Source organism: Ruegeria sp. AB10 (assembly GCF_056542745.1).
The window spans coordinates 12,269-28,732 of sequence record NZ_JBQGAI010000013.1 but is presented as its reverse complement, the minus strand read 5'-3'; the positions used below and the strand labels follow the sequence as shown (position 1 = coordinate 28,732).

The 16,464-nt window shown below is 60.1% G+C and carries 14 protein-coding genes, 1 tRNA gene and 1 pseudogene; 8 read left to right on the top strand and 8 right to left on the bottom strand.

All coding sequences use genetic code 11. The features are described from left to right. The first annotated feature begins 86 nt into the window (after window positions 1-86). From iolD to ACR0NT_RS17705, 5 genes are read left to right on the top strand one after another with little or no spacing between them, the layout of a single operon-like run. Window positions 87-1,919, top strand: coding sequence for a 3D-(3,5/4)-trihydroxycyclohexane-1,2-dione acylhydrolase (decyclizing) (iolD, locus tag ACR0NT_RS17725; RefSeq protein ID WP_170673405.1), 1,833 nt, complete (start codon window positions 87-89; stop codon window positions 1,917-1,919). Continuing rightward, window positions 1,916-2,812, top strand: coding sequence for a myo-inosose-2 dehydratase (iolE, locus tag ACR0NT_RS17720; RefSeq protein WP_170673402.1), 897 nt, complete (start codon window positions 1,916-1,918; stop codon window positions 2,810-2,812). Before iolD ends, iolE begins: the two co-directional genes overlap by 4 nt. Window positions 2,813-2,839: 27 nt before the next feature. Further along, window positions 2,840-4,021, top strand: a complete 1,182-nt coding sequence (locus tag ACR0NT_RS17715) for a phytanoyl-CoA dioxygenase family protein (RefSeq protein WP_170673400.1) — start codon at window positions 2,840-2,842, stop codon at window positions 4,019-4,021. A gap of 45 nt (window positions 4,022-4,066) precedes the next feature. Further along, window positions 4,067-4,873 (top strand): 5-deoxy-glucuronate isomerase, encoded by an 807-nt coding sequence (gene iolB, locus ACR0NT_RS17710; protein ID WP_170673397.1) that lies wholly within the window; start codon window positions 4,067-4,069, stop codon window positions 4,871-4,873. Next, window positions 4,870-5,628, top strand: coding sequence for an SDR family oxidoreductase (locus tag ACR0NT_RS17705; protein ID WP_170673395.1), 759 nt, complete (start codon window positions 4,870-4,872; stop codon window positions 5,626-5,628). The genes iolB and ACR0NT_RS17705 overlap by 4 nt, the downstream gene beginning before the upstream one ends. Window positions 5,629-5,631: 3 nt before the next feature. Here the strand turns inward: ACR0NT_RS17705 and ACR0NT_RS17700 are convergent, their stop codons facing one another. From ACR0NT_RS17700 to ACR0NT_RS17685, 4 genes are all read right to left on the bottom strand, one after another. Beyond that, window positions 5,632-6,450, bottom strand: a complete 819-nt coding sequence (locus ACR0NT_RS17700) for a M48 family metalloprotease (RefSeq protein ID WP_170673392.1) — start codon at window positions 6,448-6,450, stop codon at window positions 5,632-5,634. Window positions 6,451-6,524: 74 nt separating this feature from the next. Beyond that, window positions 6,525-7,364 carry a class II fructose-bisphosphate aldolase gene (locus tag ACR0NT_RS17695; RefSeq protein WP_170673389.1) on the bottom strand — a complete coding sequence of 280 codons (840 nt, stop codon included), beginning with the start codon at window positions 7,362-7,364 and terminating at the stop codon, window positions 6,525-6,527. Beyond that, complete coding sequence (locus ACR0NT_RS17690; RefSeq protein WP_170445883.1) at window positions 7,361-8,197, bottom strand: 5-deoxy-glucuronate isomerase; 837 nt, start codon at window positions 8,195-8,197, stop codon at window positions 7,361-7,363. The genes ACR0NT_RS17695 and ACR0NT_RS17690 overlap by 4 nt, the downstream gene beginning before the upstream one ends. 9 nt (window positions 8,198-8,206) lie before the next feature. Next, window positions 8,207-9,187 (bottom strand): PfkB family carbohydrate kinase, encoded by a 981-nt coding sequence (locus tag ACR0NT_RS17685; RefSeq protein WP_170673386.1) that lies wholly within the window; start codon window positions 9,185-9,187, stop codon window positions 8,207-8,209. A gap of 112 nt (window positions 9,188-9,299) precedes the next feature. Here ACR0NT_RS17685 and ACR0NT_RS17680 point away from each other — a divergent pair, with 112 nt between their 5' ends. After that, a complete protein-coding gene (locus ACR0NT_RS17680) occupies window positions 9,300-10,403 on the top strand; it encodes a Gfo/Idh/MocA family protein (RefSeq protein WP_170673383.1) in 1,104 nt (367 codons plus the stop codon). 36 nt (window positions 10,404-10,439) lie between these two features. After that, window positions 10,440-11,573, top strand: a complete 1,134-nt coding sequence (locus tag ACR0NT_RS17675; protein WP_170673380.1) for a Gfo/Idh/MocA family protein — start codon at window positions 10,440-10,442, stop codon at window positions 11,571-11,573. On the opposite strand, the gene ACR0NT_RS17670 is transcribed toward ACR0NT_RS17675, so the two are convergent. The 4 genes and pseudogenes from ACR0NT_RS17670 to ACR0NT_RS17655 all read right to left on the bottom strand — a co-directional run bounded on the left by ACR0NT_RS17670 (window position 11,574) and on the right by ACR0NT_RS17655 (window position 15,462). Next, window positions 11,574-12,572, bottom strand: a complete 999-nt coding sequence (locus tag ACR0NT_RS17670) for a LacI family DNA-binding transcriptional regulator (protein ID WP_170673377.1) — start codon at window positions 12,570-12,572, stop codon at window positions 11,574-11,576. A gap of 343 nt (window positions 12,573-12,915) precedes the next feature. Then, complete coding sequence (locus ACR0NT_RS17665; RefSeq protein ID WP_170673374.1) at window positions 12,916-13,947, bottom strand: hypothetical protein; 1,032 nt, start codon at window positions 13,945-13,947, stop codon at window positions 12,916-12,918. A gap of 112 nt (window positions 13,948-14,059) precedes the next feature. Continuing rightward, a pseudogene (locus ACR0NT_RS17660) lies at window positions 14,060-14,530 on the bottom strand (recombinase family protein); the annotation flags it as partial. Between the two features lie 856 nt (window positions 14,531-15,386). Continuing rightward, window positions 15,387-15,462 (bottom strand) — tRNA-Val (locus ACR0NT_RS17655). 219 nt (window positions 15,463-15,681) lie between these two features. Here ACR0NT_RS17655 and modA point away from each other — a divergent pair. Further along, entirely contained in the window at window positions 15,682-16,461 is a 780-nt protein-coding gene (modA, locus tag ACR0NT_RS17650) for a molybdate ABC transporter substrate-binding protein (RefSeq protein WP_170445869.1), read from the top strand. Window positions 16,462-16,464 lie beyond the last annotated feature (3 nt).

Below are 16,464 nucleotides of genomic sequence, written 5' to 3'. Positions count from 1 at the left end.
CCGTTCCCCCTTTTTCGGGTCCGGGTGGCCCAACCTAACGAAATTGCGGAATTGGCCAAAACGGCCTTGTGTTGAAAGGGATCACAATGGGCAAGACAGTCCGACTGACCGCAGCGCAAGCTTTGGTGCGCTATCTGGGCGCGCAGATGAACGAGGCCGGAGAGCCGTTCATCGCAGGGGTTTGGGCTATTTTCGGCCATGGCAACGTGGCAGGGCTGGGTGAGGCGCTGCACGCTGTCAAAGACAGCCTGCCCACCTATCGCGGCCATAACGAACAAACCATGGCGCATTGCGCGATTGCCTATGCCAAGCAGATGCGCCGCACGCGGACCATGGCAGTGACGTCTTCGATCGGTCCGGGGGCCACGAACATGGTCACGGCGGCAGCGCTGGCGCATGTGAACCGCCTGCCGGTTCTGTTCCTGCCGGGCGACGTGTTCGCTACCCGCGGTCCGGACCCGGTGCTACAGCAGATCGAGAATTTCGGTGACGGCACGCTCAGCGCCAATGATTGCTTCAAACCAGTCAGCCGTTACTTTGACCGCATTTCCCGGCCCGAACACCTGTTGACCGCCTTGCCGCGCGCCTTCCGTACGATGACCGATCCGGCAGATTGCGGACCGGTGACGCTGGCCTTCTGTCAGGACGTGCAGGCCGAGGCCTATGACTATCCCGAAAGCTTCTTTGAGCCGCGCGTTTGGTATCAGCGCCGTATCCGCCCGGATGAGGGCGAGCTGGCCCGCGCGGTGGCCGCGATCAAGGCGGCCAAGCGTCCGGTCATCGTTGCCGGGGGTGGGGTGCACTATTCGGGCGCAACCGATGCCCTGCAGAGCTTTGTCGAAACGCACAACATCCCGATTACCGAGACACAGGCCGGCAAGTCCGCGCTGGCCTGGGATCATCCGCTGAACCTTGGCCCCATCGGCGTGACCGGCGGCGAACCCGCCAACGACGTCTGTGCCGAGGCCGATCTGGTGCTGGGCGTCGGTACGCGCTTTCAGGATTTCACCACCGGTTCATGGGGTCTGTTCTCGAACCCCGAGCGTGAGATGATCAGCCTGAATACCGCTGCCTATGATGCCGAGAAACACGGTGCCATGCCGCTGCAAGCCGATGCCCGCGTCGGGCTCGAGGAGTTGGGGACTGCCCTGCAGGGATATCGTGCGGACCCTGTGGCCGATACGTTGAAGGCCGATTGGTTCGGCAAGGTCGACACGCTGACTGATGCACCGGGCGATGGCAACGCGCTGCCCACCGACATGCAGGTGATCGGCGCGGTGCAGCGCGCCTCGCATGACGATACGGTTGTGATGTGCGCGGCGGGCACCATGCCCGGTGAACTGCACAAACTGTGGAAAGCGCCGCGCCCTGGTGCCTATCACATGGAATACGGCTTTAGTTGCATGGGGTATGAGATCGCGGGCGCCATGGGCATCAAGATGGCTCAGCCGGATCGTGATGTGATCTGCTTTACCGGCGATGGCACCTACATGATGGCGAATTCGGAAATGGCCTCAGCCGCGATGATGGGGATTTCGTTCACTGTCGTGATCACCGACAACCGGGGCTTTGGGTGTATCAATCGCCTGCAGATGGGCACCGGCGGGGCCGAGTTTAACAACCTGCTGGACGACGCGGTTCACGAAACGCCCTCGGCCATCGACTTCGCAGCCCATGCGGCGGCGATGGGGGCGACATCGGTCAAGGTCAGCTCGATTGCCGAGCTTGAAGATGCTCTGGCTAAGCGCAGCGACATCAAGGGGCCGTACGTGGTGGTCATCGACACCGATCCCTATCCGTCCACCGAATACGGCGGCACGTGGTGGGAAGTGGCCGTGCCCGAGATCAGCATCCGCCCCGAAGTGAATGAAAAACGCGCGGCCTATGAGGTTGCACTCAGGGAAAGAAACACCAAATGAGCGTGAAAATCGGGATCTCTCCGATCGCCTGGCAGAATGACGATCTGCCGGATCTGACGGCGGCCTATACCATGGAGCAGGCGCTGAAAGAGGCGCGGCAGATTGGCTATATCGGCGTTGAACGCGGCCAGCGGATGCCTGGCGACACCGAAGGTCTGCGCGCCTATCTGGACGGCAACGATATCGCCCTGTGCGGTGGCTGGTGCTCGGGCAATACGCTGGTCAATGACCTCGCGACCGAGCGTGAGGCCGTCCACGAGCAAGTCGAGCAGTTCGTGGCGTTGAACAGCCCCTGCATCGTCTATGCTGAGTGTTCCAACACCGTGCAGGGTCAGATCGGAACGCCGGTCAATGACCGCCCCAAACTGTCCAAGGATCAGGTTCTGGCCTATGCGACCAAGCTGACCGAGCTGGCGAAATGGATGGCCGATCAGGGTATGCCGATGGCCTATCACCATCACATGGGCACGATCATCGAAAGCGAGGATGACGTGAACTGGCTGATGGAAGGATCAGGCCCCGAGGTGAAGCTGTGCTTTGACACCGGCCACCTGCTGTTTGGGGGCGGCGATGTGATGGCGACCTTGAATCGTTGGGGCGACCGGGTGCATCACGTGCATTTCAAGGATATTCGCCCGTCCATCGTGCAGGACACGCGCGAGAACAACCGCAGCTTTCTTGATGCGGTGATCGCGGGGGCCTTCACCGTCCCCAGCGATGGCTGCATCGATTTCCAAGCGGTCGCAAATGCGCTCAGGGCGATGGATTACGAGGGCTGGATCGTGGTCGAGGCCGAACAGGATCCTGCCAAGGCACCACCCTATGAGTATTCAAAGATGGGATATGATCACATCGTGGATGTTTGCGCGCAGGCGGGGTTGGAAATCGTCTAAGGCGGGGTTCGCAGAAGAGGTGGAAGCATGAGCGACAGGGTACGTCAATCCTTTGGGTTCTTTGGCCCCGAGTCGGTCAATCTCGACACTTTCAAGAGGTTGACCGAGTCCACTGTTTCTACCGAGCACATGCCTTTCGCCTCGGGCATCGAAAAACATGTACCGATCTATGATGTGGCTGCGCTGGGTCCGGTTCTTGCGGACCCGGAAAAACGACTTGACCTGTTGTCTGAGTGGGCGCTGGTTCTTGGACGATTGGCGGGTGTGATCGTCCTGAGAGGGGCGTATCCGGAGACTTCGATAATCGACCGGGCCACCGAAGTGTTCCGTCAGATCATTGACGAAGAACGTCAAAGCGGTTCGGGTGAGGGCGATCACTTCGCTGCCTCGGGTGCGAATGACCGGATTTGGAATGCGCTGCAAAAGCAATGCCTGCGCGACCCGGAAGGCTTTGCGCTGTATTTTGGGAACACCGCGATCGCGGCCGCCTGCGAGGCGTGGTTGGGCCCCAACTATCAGATGACCGCGCAGGTCAATCAGGTGCGTCCGGGGGGTAAGGCCCAACAGGCGCACAGGGACTATCATCTTGGATTCCAAAGCGCCGACAGCGCAGCCCGATATCCCGCTCATGCCCATCACCTGACCGCCGCGCTGACCCTGCAGGGGGCGGTTGCCCATTGCGATATGCCGGTGGAAAGCGGCCCAACCAAGCTGCTGCCGTTCTCGCAGCTCTACCCGCCGGGCTATCTGGCCTTTCACGATCCCGCGCATCGGGACCATTTCGAAGACAATTTCATCCAACTGCCGCTGGCAAAAGGCGATGCCATATTCTTCAATCCCGCACTATTCCATGCTGCTGGCGAAAACAGCAGCGCCGATATCGACCGCATGGCGAACTTGTTGCAAATCTCGTCCGCCTTCGGGCGCGCTATGGAAGCGGTGGATCGTCGCGCCATGTCGCAGGCGGTGTTCCCTCATCTGATCGCGCTGAAACAGCATGGCGACCTGACCCCGCCAGAATTGGATGCGGCGATTGCGGCCACCGCCGAAGGCTATCCCTTCCCGACCAATCTGGATACGGACCCTCCGATCGGGGGCAATGCGCCGGAAAGTCAGGCGGACATCCTGCGCCGGGCGGTCACTGACGGCTGGGACGAGGCGCAACTGGCCGAGGCGCTCTCGGCGCTGCAGGCAAGGCAAGCTGCCTGAATCAATTAAGGGTGCGCCAAATGCACCCATCAAGGAGACGACACCATGGCAGACCTGCTCAGGAAACCGTTCGGAACTCGCGGCAAGGTCCACGACATCACTCCGGCCAGTGCAGGGTGGCGCTATGTCGGTTTCGGCCTCTATCACCTGCGTGCGGGCGACACTGCCACCGAGGCCACCGGAGACCGCGAGGTCATTCTGGTCATGGTCGAAGGCAAGGCGCAGATCACCGGGGCGGGGCAGGATTGGGGTGCGCTGGGCGACCGGATGAATGTGTTCGAAAAGACGCCGCCGCATTGCCTGTACCTGCCGAACGGAACCGAGTGGGAGGCCGTCGCGGAAACTGATTGCGTCATCGCCGTCTGCTCGGCCCCCGGCAAAGGCGGGCATCAGGCGCGGCGCATCGGTCCCGACGGCATCACCTTGACCGAGCGCGGCAAGGGCGTGAACACGCGCTACATCAACAATATCGCGATGGAGGCCGAGGACTATGCAGATAGCTTGCTGGTGACCGAGGTGTTCACCCCGAACGGCCACTGGTCGTCTTATCCCAGCCACCGCCATGACGAGGATGATTATCCCCGGATCACCTATCTGGAGGAAACCTATTATCATCGCCTCAACCCGGCCAACGGGTTCGGAATTCAGCGGGTCTATACCGATGACGACCAGTTGGACGAGACGATGGCCGTGTCCGATGGCGATGTTGTGACCGTCCCGCGCGGTCATCATCCTTGCGGTGCGCCCTATGGATTTGAGATGTATTATCTGAACGTCATGGCCGGGCCTTTGCGGAAATGGCGCTTTGTTGCGGCCCCCGAGGTCGCGTGGATCATGGAGCGTGACGGATGACCCAGAACTTTGCCACCTATCCCAGCCTCAACGGTAAGACCGTCATAATCACCGGCGGGGCAGGGGGTATCGGCGCGGAGACAGTCCGCGCTTTTGCGGCGCAGGGGGCCAAGGTCGGGTTTCTGGATATCAACGCCGACGCCGGGCACGCACTGTTGGCGGATCTGGATGGTGAACACGCCTTTGCCCAATGCGACCTGCGCGATATCGAGGCATTGCGTGAGGCCCTGTACCAGCTATCGGAAGAACTGGGCCCCCCGCATGTTCTGGTCAACAACGCGGCCCATGATGACCGGCACGACTGGCGCGAGGTGACGCCGGACTACTGGGACGAGCGTATGGCGGCCAATATCCGCCACATGTTCTTTGCCATCCAGTCCGTCGCGCCTGCGATGATCGAACGGGGCGGTGGGGCCATCGTCAACCTCGGGTCAAACTCGTGGTGGGAGGCCGGCGCGGGCTTTCCGGCCTATGCCACCGCAAAATCGGCCGTGCATGGCCTGACCCGCACCATGGCGCGTGAGTTGGGCGATCACCGCATCCGCGTGAACACGGTGGTGCCCGGCTGGATCATGACCGAGCGTCAGAAGGATCTCTGGGTCACGCCCGAGGCGCTGGCCAAACAGGTCAACCGCCAATGCCTGCCCGATCCGATTGACCCGATCTATGTGGCACGGATGGTGGTATTTCTGGCCTCGGACGATGCTGCCATGTGCAGTGCGGGAAATTTTATGGTCGAAGGCGGGTCGATCTAAGGATCAAGGGGTTTTGATATGGTCTTGTCGGGCCTTGGCCTCCAACCATTTGATCAGGCGTTTCAGCAACGGCCTGAAAAACCAACCCACACAGCGACCGATACCAGTTAAGATCGGTCGCGCACTGCGCATCATCGCGCGGGCATAATCGTCCGCCTCTTGTTCCTGTTCTTCTACCTGACCACCCTCGCTGTGTTTGTGCACGTGGTGACCAACCTCGTGGTAGAAGGTGCTCTCGTTTTTCAAAGTTTCAAACCACTTGGTCAGGCCCTCGGGCGGTGTTGTGGGTGCCGTCAGCACGATGCCCGAGAAGAACAGGTTGTACCTGCCCAAGTAGTCAAGCTCGGGCCGTGCGGCGATTACGTCGATGCGGGTCACACTTTCTAGTGACAGGCCTTTGGTTTTGCTCCAGCGCTGAAGATTTCGAATGATGCGCGGCGGGTCGGCGACATCGTCGGCGATAAACACCGGTATCTTCTCGGCCAATAGGGTCGCCGGCGTGTCGTCCAGACGTTTTGCCATCAGGTCCAGTGTTCTGCGATGGACCGGGTGTAGTTTGCTCTTTCCAAGTCGGATAACTTCCTGTCGGAACGCGTCGGAATCCACCTCGCTCAGCAGTGCAAGCAGGATGCCGAAATACTTGGGCAAAGGACCCGGAGGGTTGTCCCGCCACGCCGAAGAGGCAAGCTTGTGCTGAATTTCCGGAACAGCCGCTTTCGGATCTGCCAAGAGCGCGCGCCACGCATCCCGCACAGTCTCGACATGGTTCGTCGAGATGCCACGTAAAAGCCGATTAACGTCGCGTGCAGAGTTTGCTTCCATGGATTTCGGTTATTCAGAGAATGTGCGGAAATTATGGAATCCCTATTGGAGGTAAGGCGTTAGGCGTGAACGCGCTATCTCTGCGGCGGTGCGCCAAAGGCGCGAATGACAACACGGGCCGCAGCTTCGACCGGGTCGTGGGTCTCTTTCAGGATGGTGACGCGGTCGAACCTTTCGGGGTCACGGCTCACGGCCTCGCGCAGCGCGGCGCCGAAGGCCATGCGCAGCTCGGTCCCGATGTTGAACTTGCAGATCGAGGTCTCGCGGGCGAGGCGCTTGCGCTGCTCGACCGGCACGCCTGAGCCGCCATGGATCACCAGCGGCACCTCGGTCATGGCGTCGATCTGGCGGATGCGGTCTTCGTCCAGACCGCCTTCCTTGTTCTGCTGCAAATGGACGTTGCCGACCGAGATGGCCATCGCATCCACGCCGCTTTCCCGCGCGAACTGTGCCGCCTCGGCCGGGTCGGTGCCGTTTGAACCCTCGCCACCGGAATAGCCGACAAAACCGATCTCACCCTCGCAGGAAATCCCGGCCGCGTGGGCCATCTCGGCAATTGCGGCGGTCTCGTCGATGTTCTGCTGCAGCGGCTTGCGTGACCCGTCGAACATCAGCGACGTGAACCCGCAGTCGAGGGCAATCTTGCATTCCTCAAACGTATAGCCGTGGTCCAGATGGGCGACTACGGGGATCGAGGCGTTTTCGGCCAGATGGCGAAACATCTTGCCCAGAACGGGCAGCGGCGTGTGTTCGCGGCAGCTGGGGCCGGCCTGCAGGATCAGGGGGGCGTTTTCGGCCTCGGCGGCGGCTACATAGGCGCGCATGTCCTCCCAGCCCAATGTGACAAGCCCACCAACGGCATAGCCTTGTTCATAAGCGGGGGTCAGGACGTCTTTCAGCGTTACGAGGGTCATTTGAACTTCGCGATCATGTCTTTGATGCCCGGAATGGTCTCGATCTGATAGGCATGGGTCGGTTGGAAATACTGCACCAGCGAGCGCTGGCTGAGACCGCCGAGGATGGTGAAATAGTACATCTCGTATCCCGGCAACACGCAGCAGGGGTGGTAGCCTTTGTCGATGCAGATCGTTGAGCCATCGACGATGTGATAGGCATCCCCCGGTTCGTTATCCTCACGCTGCAACATCTGCAGGCCCGACCCCCAGTTGGGTTTGAAGCGGAAATTGTAGGTCTCGTCGTGTCGGCTTTCATCCGGCAGACGGTTGGTGTCGTGCTTGTGGCTGGGGAAACCGGACCAGCCGCCCTGACCAACCGTGAATAGCTCGCTCACCAGCAGGCGACCGACCTTGTCGTGCTGTTTCTGGCCGAGGATGTGCTTGATCTTGCGGTGGGTTTTGGTGTCGTCGCTGCCATATTGCACAAGGTCATGCTGGCGGACATCAAAGGGTTCCAGCACCTTGTCGTACTTGGCGCCCGCGATGAACACCTCGGCCTCGTCCGAGACGCAGATCATCTGCGCTTTGGCGCCGACCGGGACGTAAACGCCTTCGGGCTCGCCATCCCAGACATCCTCGCCGCGGTTGCCCAGCTTGGCGAATTTCACGCCCTCGACATCAATATCGACGCTGCCGGTGGCCGGAACGATGCAAGTTTCATAGCCCGGCACCTGATACTCGAACGCGTCACCGCAGCGCAGTTTGACGATGTTGAAATAGTTCAGCGGCACCGTGGGGTCGTCGGCATCGACGATGGGTTTGTTCTGGTTGTCATAGGGCGCGATATGCATAAGAGCCTCCTATGTGGTCGGGCCGGGATGATCGGCAAGGAACGTGTCCAGCTGCTGCGTCGTTGGCATGGCCTGGGCGCAGCCGGGTTGCGACACCACGATCGAGGCACAGGCCGAGCCGCGCATGACTGAGTCTTTCAGCGCATGCCCCGCGGCGATTGACGCCAGCAGGCCAGCCATGAAACTGTCGCCAGCACCGTTGGGTTTGACGGCGGTGACCGGATAGATGCCGGTGCGGACCTCCTGACCGTCCACCAGCGTCACCGCACCCTGCTCACCCATCTTGTAGATGACGATCCGGCCCGGCTTTTCGGCCAGTTCTCTGGCCTTGGCGAACCCCTTGTCGATGCCACCGGCCATGAAACCGAACTCTTCGTCATTGCCGACGATCAGGTCACTGGCTTCCCCGGCGCGCGACAGGACGTCGGCGGCCACTTCGGGCGAGGGCCAGCTATAGGGGCGGTAATCGATGTCGAAGATCACGGGCAGTCCGGCTGCGCGGGCATTGTCAAACGCGCGGAAGGTGGCGCTGCGTGAGGGTTGGGCAGCAAAGACGGTGCCCGCAGAGATCACGGCGGAGAAAGCCGAGTAGTCGACCTTGTCCATGTCCTCTTCGGTGACCTGAAAATCGACCGCTCCATTGCGATAGATGACATTCTGGAAATTCTCGACCCGGCTTTCGTAGACGGCCAGCGACATGCGGTATTCGCCACCCACAACGCGGATATTGGACGTGTCGACGCCATAGTGGCGCAGGCGATTCAGGCAGAACCGTCCGATTGCGTCATCCGAGACCGAGGTAATCAGCGACGCCTGACCGCCCAGCTTGACCAGACCCGCACAGATATTGGCTGACGACCCGCCCAGATCGGCGTGGAACGTATCGGCATCTTCGCTTTTGACACCAATGGGATCGGCGAACATGTCCATGCCAGCGCGCCCGAACACGGCGAACCGGTTTCCTTTGATACCCTCTATCAAAGCGCTCACGTCATGTCCTCCGGCAAGCTGGGGTCGGCAAAGTTTGGACCTTGCGTTGAATCGATTCACACGATACTCATTTTGCAACCGGTTGCAAATAATATGTTCGGAGCCGCGACAGATGCCAGAAATCGGAATTGGAATCGTAGGCGGCGGCTATATGGGCAAGGCCCATTCGGTCGCCATGTCGGCCGTGGGGGCAGTGTTCAACACGGCGCTGCGCCCGCGTCTTGAGATGATCTGCGCCTCAAGCCCCGAAAGTGCCGAACGATATCGGGCGGCGTACGGATTCCGCCGCGCGACCGAGGACTGGCGGGTGCTGGTCAACGACCCGGCAGTCGAGGCCATCGTTATCGCCTCGCCCCAGAACACCCACCGCCAGATCGCCGAAGCGGCCTTTGCCCTGGGCAAGCCGGTGTTGTGCGAAAAGCCGCTGGGCGCGTCGATGGCGGATGGTGCGGCGATGGTGGCAGCTGCCGGGGCGGCGGGTGTCACCAACATGGTCGGATTCAACTATGCCCGTACTCCCGCCACACAATATGCGCGCAAACTGATCGCCGAGGGGGAATTGGGCGACATCACATGGTTCCGGGGCGAGCATACCGAAGATTTCTATGCCGACCCCGAGGCCCCGGCCACATGGCGTACGACCGGCATGGCTAACGGAACGATGGGTGATCTGGCGCCGCATATGATCAACGGTGCGCTGGCGCTGATGGGGCCGATTGCCGAGGTCATGGCCGAGGTCGAAACCGTCCACCACACCCGCCCCGGCGGCACCGTGGACAATGACGATCAAGCGCAGATCATGTGCCGGTTCGAAAACGGTGCGATGGGCAATATCCATGTCAGCCGCGTCGCGACGGGCCGCAAGATGGGCTACGCCTACGAGATTTCGGGCACCAAAGGTGCGCTGCGATTTGATCAGGAAGACCAGAACGCCCTGTGGTTCTACCGCCACGGAGGCCCCGAGGCACAGCGCGGCTTTACCAAGATTCTGACCGGCCCGGCGCATCCGGACTACGAACCCTTCTGTCAGGGTCCGGGCCACGGCACCGGATATCAGGACCAGATCATCATCGAGGCCAAGGATTTCCTGCAGGCGATCCATACCGGGCAGCCCATCTGGCCCACCTTCCACGATGGGCACGAGGTCAACCGTGTCGTCGCTGCAGCGCTGATGTCGTCACAGCAGCGGCAATGGCAAAATATCCGCGATTTCTGATCGCAAACGGCAAAACACGCAAGAGAGACAAATACCATGGCAAAGCTGAAATGGGGCATGATTGGCGGTGGCGAAGGCAGCCAGATCGGGCCTGCACACCGTCTGGGCGCGCAGGCGGACGGTATGTTCGAGTTTGCAGCCGGAGCCCTGGACCACCGCCCTGATGCGGGCCGGGACTACGCGCAGCGTCTGGGCGTCGCCGCCGACCGGGCCTATGGCAACTGGCAAGAGATGCTGGCCGGTGAAAAAGACCGCGCCGACCGGATTGATCTGGTAACGATTGCCACGCCGAACTCGACCCACTTCGAGATTGCCAAAGCGTTCCTTGAGGCCGGGTTCAACGTGCTCTGCGAAAAGCCGATGACCATGACTGTGGAAGAGGGCGAAGAGATCGTTCGCGTGGCCGAGGCCTCGGGCAAAATCTGCGCGGTGAACTACTGCTATTCCGCCTATCCGATGGTGCGGCAGGCCCGCGCGATGGTGCGGGCGGGCGATATTGGCAAGGTGCGTCTGGTCGTCACCAATTTCAGCCACGGCCACCACGGCGACGCCACCGACGCCGACAACCCGCGCGTGCGCTGGCGCTATGATCCGGCGATGGCGGGGGTCTCGGGCCAGTTCGCTGATTGCGGCATTCATGCGCTGCATATGGCCAGCTTTATCTGTGATGATGAGGTCAAAACCCTGTCCGCCGACATGGCCTCGACCATTTCCAGCCGCGAGTTGGAAGACGACGCCATGATCAACTTCCGGATGGAGGGTGGCACGGTGGGTCGTCTGTGGACCTCATCCGTGGCGATCGGGCGGCAGCACGGGTTCGACATTCAGGTTTTTGGCGAAACCGGCGGTCTGCGGTGGGCTTCGGAACAACCCAACCAGTTGATCTACACCCCCGTTGGCGGCCGCACTCAAATCATCGAAAAAGGCGAGGGCGGTCTGCATGACGAGGTGCAGCGCCTGTCCCGCGTGGCCATTGCGCATCCCGAAGGGTTTCCGCTGGCCGTCGCGAACATCTATTGCGATCTGGCCGATGCCATCCGGGGCGAGGTCCGCGACGGTTTGCCCGGCGCGTCCGACGGGGTCCGCTCGATCGCGGCCGTGCACGCGGCGGTGGCGTCTGGCAAGGAAGACGGCGCCTGGAAAGACGCGCGCCCGCCGATGTTCCGTTGATCAGGGGCGGGGTCGCAGCGTGCCCCGCTCAATCACCCGGCAGGGGAATATCCGCGCCTCGGGATAGCGTTTGGGGTCTTTCAGCATCTCCTCGACCAGATCGACGGACGAGGTGATGATCTGTTTGATCGGCTGATGAATGGTGGTCAGGTCGATGTTTTCCCAGCGGGCCATTTCCATGTCGTTCAGACCGATGATGCCGACATCGGTGCCCGGTTTCAGCCCGTGATCGCGCAGGGCTGACAGCGCGCCGATCGACAGAATATCGTCCCCGCAGAAATAACCTTCGGCCGGGGTGCCCGCCAGCAGACGCAACATCTCAGCGCGCCCGGCCTCAAAGGAATAGGCCCCGGCGAAGGAATGCGTGACCTCAAGAGCGGAGTGCTTATCAACCTCTTCCATGAAGCCGCGATACCGGTCCATGGCCGAGGTCGCGTCCTGCGGCCCGCCCAGATACCCCACCCGCCGATAGCCGCGCACCAGAAGTTCGCGCGCCGCCATGCGTCCGCATTCCACGTTGTCGATCCCCACGACGTGCACCTCGGGCGAGGTGGCCGACCGGCCGAAGGTATGCACCACCGGCACACCCGCATCGTGGAACGCCTTGGCAAAGCTGGGCGGCAGGGTTGAAGAAGCAACAATGGCTGCGTCCACCGAATACTGCCGCAACATCCCCACCGAATTGGCCGGTTCGGTTTCGTCCGTCAGGTTGACGATCAGCGGACGCAGCCCGCGTTCCTGCAGGGCGCGGGTGAATTGGTCGAACACTTCAAGGAAAATCGGGTTATGGAAGTTGTTCGAGATCAACCCGATCAGCTTGGTTCGCCCGGTGGTCAGCGACGAGGCCAGCGCGTTGGGGCTGTAGCCCAGTTCTTTCGCGGCTTTTTCAACCTTGTTGCGGGTCTTGGCGGATACCGATGCACCCTCGGTAAAGGTGCGCGAAACGGCCGAGCGGGACACGCCGGCCAGCGCGGCGACGTCTTTCAGGGTGACACTCATGACTGGCGCCCGCAGATCGGGGAAAGGCTGACAAGCGAATTCATGGTGGAAATACTACGCGTCAACGGTCAAAGCTTGCAATCGGTTGCAAGCGTCGGGTTCAAATTTCGCCGAGTCCGTGACATTTGCGCGATCTGAAAGGGGGATGGTGGGTGATGAGAGACTCGAACTCCCATGGCTTCACCGAAAGGCCCTTATTTTTATGGCGACTTCACAGTCGCTACCTTGAGCCTGATGTACTCCGTGGATGCACTCGCAGTCAACAGGTCGCATTTAAGGGGAACAGCGAGGACTGGTCGAAACAAGTCCAAGCCCTTGCCCCGTCGCTTGTGTTTGTTGCGTTTTAGCCGCCGCCGCCCATGTTTAGTGGGACAGAGGTTCTAGGTATCATTTCGACTACCGAGCTGCTGCTCGCCCCCCCTCCATCGCTTGCGCGAGCGTAACCGGTTTCGTGCAGTTTATAGATCGAGGACGCTGCATGGGTCAGCACAACATCCCGCGCTTCGGGAGTACCGCCAGCGTCCACCAGCGCCTTGTATGTCATCAGGGCGTTTTGCCTATGGCGATTGACGATCTCATTGTGTCGGTTGGACAAGAAGTTCTTTGCACACAGAACCAGCATGTAGGTCAGGACAAAGAACATAATCAGCTTCCCAACGGTAAACTGTATGGTCTCATAGAGATTGTTTGGTGACAGGAAGGGCACCTTGTGCAGAACCAACGTCAACAGTCCGTAACACCCGACTGCAATGGCCATCCAGATTGTTCGTGTCCTCCATTTCCCGCATTCGGTGCCGTGTTTGTCTGCTTCTTCCTTGAAGTAGCTGGCTTGCTGGCTGACCCCTTGTTCCGCAGCAGCCTGCCTCACTTCCTCTAGAATACCCGCTGCTTCGGATTTTTGGTCCGCAAGCTCTTCCATCAGTTTGTCGGTTTGGTCGCGGATGCTTTGTACGGCTGCGCGAGCGTTGCCCTCAAGCTGGTTGAAGTCCACCGTCCGAGCCATCGAGTAAGAAACCAGCGGATACAATTGAGTGAACAGGCGCTGGTAGCTGTCTCTTAGGCTCTGGATAGCCTGATCCCGTCTAGATCGCGGGTCTTGTTGCTCCAAATTGAACTCAAGTATCGAATTGAACTGTTGGTAAACCGCATCGGCTTGCTGCTTGACCGCATTCAGTTCGTTGGTCGGGAGTTGTTCGAGGAATGCTGAAGGGAGCTGACTAAACACTTCGATGAGGCGTTGAGCAGGCTGTACAGCGTCTTCGAAGCTCATAGCCCCGAGTTTGTCACGCTGCACCAACGCTTGTGAATCAAACCCCTGAACTCTTTCTAGCGATGAAATCGCTTCGTCGACTTGTTGGTCACGTTCTTCGTTCAATGTGCCGTCCTTCAATAATGGCTTTTTGTTGTCGATACAGGTCAGGCGGGCAATCGCTATTCCCAGCTATACTCTTGAGAGCGTTAAAACAAATCGTAAAAAATATACAAGGTCAAAGACCCCATCTCGCCAGTGCCGCCTGCGCTGCGGCAGGGTCGCTTTTGATCCTCAAGATAGTCTGACGTGTAAGTGCGGTTGCCTTTGCGATTTCCGAGGTTCCTGCGCCTTTTGACAGCATGTTCACAACGTCTGTTAGCGTTTCCCTATCGTAGCTTGGTTTCTTGCCACGGTATTTGGTTTTATCCCGCTGTGCGGCCTCAATACCAGCCTTCTGAGCCTCCTTCGTTGCCTCCGCCTGAGCTTGAGCGGTCGCTGCCATGAAGGCTATCAGAGCGTCTCTTACGGCTTCCTGCATTGGGTCCGTAGTTGCCCCGTCGAAGGTGAGGTTGTTGATAACCGTCCGCACGACAACTCCCTGCCTCATGAAGTGCCTGATCGTGTCGGTCACGTCTTGGTAGTTTCGGCCCAAGCGGTCTACCCAGCGGACAACTAGCGTGTCACCATGGCGCAGCTTATCGTACAGCCACGGGTGGCGGTTGCTCATGTTCTGCAGGTTCCGAGAGAATGACCCCTGCCGCAGCTCATTTGTGAAAGTGGTTTCACGAGCGACGTTCAGGCTTTCCAGATGACGAGCTGACCCGTCTTTGTTGAAGCCCGTTTCCATGCGATCCGCAACCCACTTGCCAGCCTGTTCTTTGGTGATCTTGCCCGACTGGATCAGATCGAAGGCTTCGACGTTGAGCTTGGCGTAGAGGTCGGCCCGGTAGTTGAGCTGCTTAAAGAACTCGTCCCCGGTGGCCAGCAGGCGAGACGGGATGCGGATACCCGTCCCCATCCAGTTGATCGTATTGCGGACCAGATCATTGTCGCTGTTGCTCCTGATCGCATGGGTGTTCACCCCGTTTGCTTCGAGGATTGCGGCCTCTGGATCGAGGATGTTGCGCCCTTCCTGCATCGCCTTTAGTGCCATGCGCGTATTCGCACGAAGTCCGCTCTGACTTCGCCTGCTAGGGCCAAGGCTTGCTTGTGAGTGAGTTCTACCGGACCCTGTCTCAAGCTCTCCCAGTGGGCTTCTATGCCAGCTAAGGCAGCGGGGAATCTCTGCCGTGCGATTTTCAGGTCTGATGTCCCGAGGGGCAGCTTCGCGTGTGTCCCGACCTTACGATTGATGATCTGCCCATTGATCGTCGCTGTCACGTAAGTTCCCTTGGCCTCGCCCTTGAGATCGGCGGGAACTGCGACTCGGCAATAATACGAGCCTTTGATCAGTGTTGGATTTGGCATGACTAAACGACCCATGATGTACTCCCGCAATGTACTCCGAGCGGCAGCGGATCATCCTTATTTTAAAGGACGCCAGTAAAACAAGGGCTGTTTGATGGTGGGTGATGAGAGACTCGAACTCCCGACATCTTCGGTGTAAACGAAGCGCTCTACCAACTGAGCTAATCACCCGTGACGGTGCATGTAGCCAAGCCTGCGCGCGGGCGCAAGAGGGTCTGGCACAAATTCTTTGATGCGATGCCGGGCCAGGTGGATTTTGTTGATCCTGCCCCTCGTATATTTCGTTCCTTTTCTGCAGGCTGCGCCCTCGGCCATGGGAAAGGCGCTTGCGTGTCCTATGCGCCCTCAGATATCCCCGGAGGGAATGTAACCTTCCAGACCGGAGACCACATGATCCTGTCCCTTGCCCGCCGATGTGCAATCGCGGCCTTGGTGTTGGGCACTTTGACGCTGGCTCCGATCCGGGCCGGAGCGGGAGAGGTTTTGGTTTTCGCCGCCGCCAGTCTGAAAAACGCTCTGGATGAGATCGCGCCGATCTTCGAACAGCAAACGGGGCATGAGGTGACGGTGTCCTACGCGGCGTCATCCGTGCTGGCGCGGCAGATTCAGCTGGGGGCCCCTGCGGATCTGTTCATTTCGGCAAATGTGGACTGGATGGATGTTCTGCAGGATCAGAAAATGATCGATGCGGATTCGCGGGTGGATTTGCTGGGCAATGGGCTGGTTCTGATTGGGAATGCGGATCTGGATCAGATCGGTCGTATGCAGCGGGATGTTGATCTGTCTGCAATACTGGGCAGCGGTCATCTGGCGATGGCGCTGGTCGATGCGGTGCCGGCGGGGATTTACGGCAAGGCGGCGCTGCAGAAGCTGGGGCTGTGGGAGGATGTGCAGACCAGGATCGCGCAAACCGACAATGTCCGCGCGGCGCTTGCGCTGGTTGCGGCAGGGGCCGCGCCGCTGGGGATCGTCTACCAGTCGGATGCGCAGGTCGAAAACCGGGTTCAGGTCGTGGCCTCGTTCCCGCCCGATCTGCATCCGCCGATCATTTACCCGGCAGCGGTGACCGCGTCCGGCACAGTCGAAGCACGTGCGTTTCTGGATCACCTGCAATCGGACGCGGCCCGGGAAGTTTTTACAGAACAGGGCTTTGCCCTGCCGGGGCGCTGACGG